The sequence below is a fragment of the Pseudomonas sp. FSL W5-0299 genome, assembly GCF_005930655.1.
In the GTDB taxonomy this organism is placed as follows: Bacteria; Pseudomonadota; Gammaproteobacteria; order Pseudomonadales; family Pseudomonadaceae; genus Aquipseudomonas; species Aquipseudomonas mandelii.
In genome coordinates this window covers 1-7,158 of the sequence record NZ_RXHX01000074.1, presented here as the reverse complement: position 1 = coordinate 7,158, position 7,158 = coordinate 1, and the positions used below count along the sequence as shown (strand labels likewise).

Genomic DNA, 7,158 nt, shown 5'->3' with positions numbered 1-7,158 from the left:
CCCCCAATGCTGGGGACAGTCGCCCGCTTACGCCCTCGCCCCCGCGAAACCGTTTGCGCGCTCCACGCCTTCACTGCGGGCCTCTACCGGCCGTTTTGAAAGATTGGTATGGAAGTTGCCGAAGCCCTCCCAACTGACCCATCCCTACGGGGCAGGTACTCTGATAGAGGGAATACTCATGCACCCTTTACTGTCCAAAACGGCGGCCGCCCTGGTTGTCAGCGCTCTCGCCCAAAGTGTTGCCCAGGCAGCGCTGTTTGCGGTCGACCCCGGTCCCTATGTGCCAGCCAACGGCTCGTTTGCCGCCTGGTATCAGGACACCCATGGCCGCACCCTTGATCTGTGCCTGTCCAAGGCCGTCAGTTCGCGAGTCCCCGGCGCTCCCGGTGCACAGTCGTACATGTGCAACTTGTTGCCGACTCCCGGGGTTTTTGATGATGCGCAACCGGTCGTCTTTCCGACCAACTTCCCCGACGAAGCATTCTGGTTCACAGGCGACGGCGCCATTGTCGATGCCGCCCGGGGCATCGACCTGACCTACGTCAGTGCCATCGAAGCGGCCTTCAGCGGCGGCGACCCGGTCGAAGGTGATCAAATCAGCTTTGCGCGCATCCGCATCCGGGTGGACGTGCCCACCGCTGGCACCTACGTGATCACCCACCCCTACGGCGTCGATGTATTCAACGTCGACACCCCCGGGCGGCGGGCGATCAACATGACCCGGGACATCGGCATCGGCTCACCGAAAACCTACGACGGCGCTCTCAAGGGTGACATCGGACCGTTCCTGCGCAGTGTCAACGGCCCTTACACCGAAACCAATCCGGTGACCGGTGCTGCGGAGCAATTCGTCGGCGACCCGAACCTTTCGGAAGCCTTCACCGGCAGCCCTTTCAATACCAACTACATCCGCATCGAAGGTCCGAACGGACTGGACTTGCGCACCACGGTAATGGCCATCTCCGGCAAGTTATCGACGGTGGTCCGTCCGACTCCGATGATCACCCAGCGCAGTACCTACTCGCGCAAGGCCGGTGAAAGCGCCCCGGTGGCCCAACAAGACGTGTTCGTCATGGCCCCGCCGCCACCAGCCACTGTGACCCTGGACAGCAACAACCCGGCACTGCACCTGACCGAGGCTGACACCACCGGAAACTGGTATGCGCAGTCCTCGAACAACCCGACGTTGCCAAGCACCCTGCAACTGACAGCCGACAACCACGTGGCCATCCCCAGCAGCACGCCGACCACCTTGTCCATGCCCCTGACCGACCTGGTGGTGATCCAGCGTGCCGAGTACAGCCTGAGCTCCGGGCAATTGACGCTCGTGGCCTCGACCAGCGATGAAACCTCGCCGCCAGTGCTCACCGCCACCTCCGCCAGCGGTGCCGCCATTGGCGCCCTGAGTGGCGATGGCGCAGTGAAATCCCTGGCGACCGGCATCTCGCCGATTCCACCCGCCAAGGTTCGAGTGACGTCATCCAATGGCGGCAGCGACATCGAAGAAGTGGTCATCGTGCAATGAACGCTCACATGCGCAGATCCTCATCAGGAGGCATCATGAACAATTGGCCACGCCTGGCGCTCAACGCCCTGGGACTGACTCTATCGCTGTCCGGCAGTGCATTCGCGCAACTCGCGGCTGTCGACCCCGGCCCTTATACCTTCGCCACCGGGAAATTCCCGATGTGGTATCAGGACAACAATTTACTCTCGATGGAACTGTGCCAGTCCCGGGCAGTGAGCTCACGGGTAGGGACCACTGTGCCGCCGGCCTACATGTGCATCCTGCTGGCTGAGCCGGGCATTTACGACGATGCCCAGCCAATGATCTTCCCCGACAACTGGCCGCCGGAAGCGTTCTGGTTCCTGGCTGAGACTGCGATCCCGCAAATTGGCAACAGCGGCTATGAACTGGATGCCTACGTCGCCGGGATCGAGGCTGCATTCGGTGGCGGCAATCCGCTCGATGGCGATCAAGTGGCCTTCGCGCGGATTCGCGTTCGGGTCTCGGTGCCCACTGCCGGGGTTTACACCATCACTCACCCTTACGGGGTCGAAACGGTCAACGTCACCACGCCTGGCCGTCGTGCCATCAACATCACCCGGGACATCGGCATCGGTGCGCCTGGAAATTTCAGCGGCACGCTGAATGGCAACATCGGGCCGTTCCTGCGCAGCGTCAACGGTCCTTATACCGAGGTGAACCCGGACACCGGCGCCATCGAAACCTATGTTGGCGACCCGAACCTCACCGAACAGGTCACCGGCAGTCCCAATGACACCAACTTCGTCCGCATCACAGGTCCGGCCGGGACCATTCAAACCAACTTGTTCAACTTGTCCGGTAAAGTCCTGGACAGCCGAGCGCAAACCCCCGTGGAAGTTGATCGCGCTACTTACCGGCGCACCACTTCGGGTACAGGCACCAGCACCCGGGTCGAAGTCTTTGCCAAATCAGACAACAGTTCGACCCTGTGCTTTCGCGAAACCATCGCTCTGGTGCCGGGTCCGCCACTTTCGCCATGCCAGACCAACCTGTTGGGCGACAACAACGGCGGGTTCTTCGGTCAGCACCTGGCCAGCGGCACGCTGCCTTCGATCGTGGTCGTCACCGCCACCAATCCGTCGGGCACCACCCGGCCGACGGCGGTATCGAGCAAGGTCACTGACCTGGTGAAAATCCAGACCGCTCGCTACAACTGGAGCGATCACAGCCTGCTGATCGAGGCCACCTCCACGGATGAAGTGGCCGTGCCGGACATGGTTGCGCAAGGTTACGGACGTCTGTCGAAATCCGGCACCCTGCAACGACTGACCATTGCAGACCTGACTCAGCCACCGGCTACCGTCACCGTCAAATCCGCTGCTGGCGGCAGTGACACCGAACCTGTCGTGGTGGTCGGGACGGCTCCGGATACCGGTGAGAACCAGGCGCCGCTCTCAGTCGCCGACACTGGCAGCACCAGCTTCGGCGTGCCGCTGACCCTCAACCTGCTGGCCAACGACAGTGATCCCGATGGCAACACGCCGCTGAGCATTACCGCGCTGACCCCACCGGCTGCCGGGCAAGGCACCGTGGCATTGAGCGGCACGACTTCGGTGGTCTACACCCCGCCAGCCGTGGTCAATGCACCGCTGACAGCGACCTTCACCTACAAGGCTCAAGACGTCAAAGGCCTGGCCTCGACCGCTCCGGCGACCGTGACCATCACCGTGGCGCCCAACCAGTCTCCGGTGGCCGTCGCCGACAGCATCGCGACCCTCGGCGTGGCGATACCGATCAACGTGCTGGCCAACGACACCGATCCGGAAGGCAACGTGCCGCTCGCCGTCGCCAGCCTGACCCAACCGGCACTCAATCGCGGCAGCGTCAGCACCGACGGCACCGTCATCACCTACACCCCACCAGCGACGGTCACTACGGCCTTCACCACAACCTTCACCTACGTCGCCCGGGACAGCTTCGGCGCCCTGTCGGCTCCCGCTACCGTCACGGTGCAAGTCTCGCCACGGCCTGCTGCGGAAACCTTCACGGTCACCACGGCCACGGTGTCGGCGCGCTCCAACAACCGCTTCACCTGGGACTTTGCAGGTACCTCATCGGTGATTACCGGCAACGTCATCACCGTCAAGGTCAGCACCCCGACAGGGCTGGCAACTCTGGGCACCACCACGGTGCCGGTGACCGGTCGCTGGCGGTTGACGGTGAGCAACAGCACCACGGTGATTCCGTCGGCGAACCCGACAGCCACCATCACCTCGTCCCAAGGCACCGTGCGTACCGTGACGGTCATCTCCAACTGAGCCCTCGCCCCACCCGCCGATTCGGTGGGTGGGGCCGGCCTCTTCCCACAGGACAGCGCCATGAAAACGCCGACCGCCGCCCTGCTCTGCCTGCTTCTGCTTTGCAGCAGTGCAGGCGCGCGTGCCGACGATTTGATGGAGAACGACGACCTGGCACCCTCCGCCGACCTCGGCGAGTTGCCTCCACCGGTTGGCCAGCACGCGCTGATCGACCAGAACGGCCAGGCCAACGTGGCGCTGGTGCAACAGAACGGCCAGTCGTTGCTCGGCACCATCGTCCAGTCGGGCAGTAACCAGGAAGCCTGGATCCTGCAACAAGGCAGCGACCTCATGGCATTGATTACCCAGCAAGGTTCCGGCAACGCCGCTTCAATCACGCAAAACGGCAGCCACAACCGCGCGCAGATTTCGCAGAACGGCAATAACAACGACGCCAGCATCGACCAGGCCGGTACGGGACTTTCAAGCGCCGTGACCCAGTCGGGAAATGGCATGAGCGTTTCGGTCAAACAATATCGCTAAAGCACTGCACCACTTGGAGGTTTCATCATGTTCAAACTGACGCCCCTCACCGCTGCCATCCTGGTCATTGTCAGTGCCCAGGCAATGGCCGACGACAGCGTTTCCAACCAGTCCCAGGTCGGCACCGCCAACATTGCCGAAGTGAAACAGACCGCGGCCCCGTTCAGTACCGCAGCCCAACAGCAACTCGGCGAGGGTAACGATGCCATGGCGGTGCAAGACACCGCCACCGGCACCATCACCCAGGATCAGGCCGGCGACTTCAACGCCGGTTACGCTGAGCAACTGTTCGAGAACGGTAGCACCATCGTCCAGCAACAGGTCGGCAGTCTCAACATCAGCCATGCCAGTCAATCGATCGGCATGGGCGAAAACCAGGCGCTGCAACAACAGACGGGCAGCGGCAATTTCTCGTTCCTCTATCAGGACAGCCAGGAAGCCACCAAAGGCCAGACCTTCCAGTTCGGTGACGCCAACGAGGCCAATATCGAGCAGATTCAACTGGGCATCGCCAACAACGCGACGATCATCCAGTACGGCACCGCCAACTACGGCACCACTGAGCAGATCGCGCACATGGGCGGCGAGATCGGCATCAACCAGGCCGGCGAAGGCAACTATGCCTATGGCGACCAACGCGACGGCAACGGCGGCGTCATCACGATCAACCAGTTCGGCGACTTCAACGGCAGTGAAGTCTGGCAAGGCGGGCAAACCGCTAATAGTCAAGCCACCGTCAACCAGTACGGACAGACCAACGAAACCGTGGTCGACCAAAGCTTCGGCCAAAACAACAACGCCCAGGTCCTGCAAGTTGGCGACGTCAACGCCATCTACGCCGACCAGTTCGACTCCGTCGGCTCGGTGCTCGCGCTGTACCAGCAAGGCACCGGCAACGTGCACTTCACCTACCAGAGCGGCGACAGCCATGTGCTGAACGCCACCTCCGTGGGCACTGAAAACAAGGTCTATGCCAGCAACTGGAAAGGCCCGCAACTGGGCGGCCAATTCGGCAGCAACCAGCGTGCGACCGTCACCCAGGCCGGCAACGGCAACATCGCCAGCTTCAACCAGGATGGCGTCGGCCACATCATGACCACCAACCAGACCGGCACGGGCAACAAAACCACCATCAGCCAGGCCGACTCCTATAACGAGCTGTACTTCGACCAGAACGGCAGCGACAACATCCTGATCGCCGACCAGCGCGGCACCACCAACCTGGCCCAGGGCACCACCAACGGCACTGGCAACACCACCGAGTTCGACCAGTCCGGCACGGGCAACCAGGCATTCACCACGCAGCTGTATGGCAGCGACAACATGATCAGCGTCAAACAGGCTGACACCATGAACGTCGCCTACGTGACCCAGGGCGGTACCGGGAACATGGCCAGTGTTGATCAGAGCGGCGTGACCCAAATGGCGACGGTTCAGCAGTTGGGCAGTGACAACCGGGCGACTGTGTTGCAGCAGTAATCGCAAGGCATAAAAAACCGCGGCCCTCGGGGGTGGGTCGCGGTTTTTTTGTGTGAGGCTGCGGCGAATTGGATGCCTGACAAGCCGCTTTCGAACGATTCGCGGCCCACTTGATGAACTCATACTGTGGCGAGGGAGCTTACTCCCGCTGGGCTGCGCAGCAGACCTAAACCCGGCAAACGCATCTCCATTGACACACCGCATTCACTGGTTTTACGACGGCTTCGCCGCCGAGCGGGAGCAAGCTCCCTCGCCACAGAAACCCTCCCGCTCCAGACTCAGCGTTTACGCCTGCGGAACGACGTTATCCAGCGCCCGATTCACCGCCAGTTCGCCCAGCATGATGATTTGCTGAAGGGCCAGCATCGTGTTGCGTTGCGGGCCTTCGAGAAACCCGGCGAAGTCGCTGGCCATGACACTGGCTGAAGCCAGGGATTCGCAGGCATTGACCAACAGGGTTTCGGTGTCGATATCCGGGGCGATGAGGTAAATGGTGCTGGGCTTGCGTGGCGGGATCGCGCTTTTCAGCGGATTGAGATAGTGATCCAGCGCACGGTCGGCGGCTTCGTTGAGCTTTTTGGGGTCGAGGGGATCGTAGGGGGAAACGTCGTCGGATTGCGGGGGATTGGGTGTGGCTTTGAACATGGTGAAACTCCTTTGAAAATTGGCGCCACCAAAACCCGTCGCTAAACAAATAAGGGTGGCGACTGTATGCAGGTTAGCGAACCGGCCAAAGGCACCCGGTAGACCCGAAGGTCTCCCGCACACAGTCACCATGACGAAACTGCAGACGTAAAAGCCTGCTAGAAAGTCTGGAGCATTGATGCACTTTGAATGGTCCGAGTCGCTAAACCCGGCCGCTGAATTCAGCGACACGGAAACGATAAAGACCAGGCACAAAGCGCACAAGCCGGCGGATTCTGGCGCAGTCGTAGGCAACGGCGCAAGGAACTGTAGCTTTCAGGAAGTAACGCTAAACACAATTAAACACACCCCTCAAATCAGCACACATTCCCTGTAGGAGTGAGCCTGCTCGCGATGGCATTGAATCAGCCGACATCAATGTTGAATGACACACCCCCATCGCGAGCAGGCTCGCTCCCACATGGAATGACCTACATCTGCAAGTGATTGTTCGGCTGTCAGACCGCCTTCGCGGGCAAGCCTCGCTCCTACAGTGGAATGGGTGTACCTGCAAGTGATTGTTCGGCTGTCAGGCTGACATCGCGAGCAGGCTCGCTCCTACAAGGTTTGGTGCATGCCTGAAAGAAAATGGTCGGCTGTCAGGCCGCCTTCGCGGGCAAGCCTCGCTCCTACAAGGGGTTCGGTGTACACGCTTCGCTTTTCACC

General features: G+C 61.3%; 5 protein-coding genes. 4 read left to right on the top strand and 1 reads right to left on the bottom strand.

All coding sequences use genetic code 11. From position 1 onward, the window contains the following. The first annotated feature begins 178 nt into the window (after positions 1-178). The 4 genes from FHL16_RS33455 to FHL16_RS33440 are packed head-to-tail and all read left to right on the top strand — an operon-like array spanning position 179 to position 5,808. Positions 179-1,525, top strand: coding sequence for a hypothetical protein (locus FHL16_RS33455; RefSeq protein ID WP_077750528.1), 1,347 nt, complete (start codon positions 179-181; stop codon positions 1,523-1,525). Positions 1,526-1,560: 35 nt separating this feature from the next. Further along, positions 1,561-3,807: an Ig-like domain-containing protein gene (locus FHL16_RS33450; protein ID WP_010455667.1), complete on the top strand. Its 2,247-nt coding sequence runs from the start codon at positions 1,561-1,563 to the stop codon at positions 3,805-3,807. Between the two features lie 60 nt (positions 3,808-3,867). Beyond that, on the top strand, positions 3,868-4,329 hold the full coding sequence (locus FHL16_RS33445) for a curlin (RefSeq protein WP_077750527.1): 462 nt from the start codon (positions 3,868-3,870) through the stop codon (positions 4,327-4,329). Between the two features lie 27 nt (positions 4,330-4,356). Continuing rightward, complete coding sequence (locus FHL16_RS33440) at positions 4,357-5,808, top strand: curlin (RefSeq protein WP_010455670.1); 1,452 nt, start codon at positions 4,357-4,359, stop codon at positions 5,806-5,808. Between the two features lie 285 nt (positions 5,809-6,093). On the opposite strand, the gene FHL16_RS33435 is transcribed toward FHL16_RS33440, so the two are convergent. After that, on the bottom strand, positions 6,094-6,453 hold the full coding sequence (locus tag FHL16_RS33435) for a DUF6124 family protein (protein WP_077750526.1): 360 nt from the start codon (positions 6,451-6,453) through the stop codon (positions 6,094-6,096). Positions 6,454-7,158 lie beyond the last annotated feature (705 nt).

Bases quoted from the DNA above. Each gene is read 5' to 3' on its own strand.
- FHL16_RS33455 (WP_077750528.1), top strand. From the start codon at position 179: ATGCACCCTTTACTGTCCAAAACGGCGGCCGCCCTGGTTGTCAGCGCT.
- FHL16_RS33445 (WP_077750527.1), top strand. From the start codon at position 3,868: ATGAAAACGCCGACCGCCGCCCTGCTCTGCCTGCTTCTGCTTTGCAGC.
- FHL16_RS33450 (WP_010455667.1), top strand. From the start codon at position 1,561: ATGAACAATTGGCCACGCCTGGCGCTCAACGCCCTGGGACTGACTCTA.
- FHL16_RS33440 (WP_010455670.1), top strand. From the start codon at position 4,357: ATGTTCAAACTGACGCCCCTCACCGCTGCCATCCTGGTCATTGTCAGT.
- FHL16_RS33435 (WP_077750526.1), bottom strand. From the start codon at position 6,453: ATGTTCAAAGCCACACCCAATCCCCCGCAATCCGACGACGTTTCCCCC.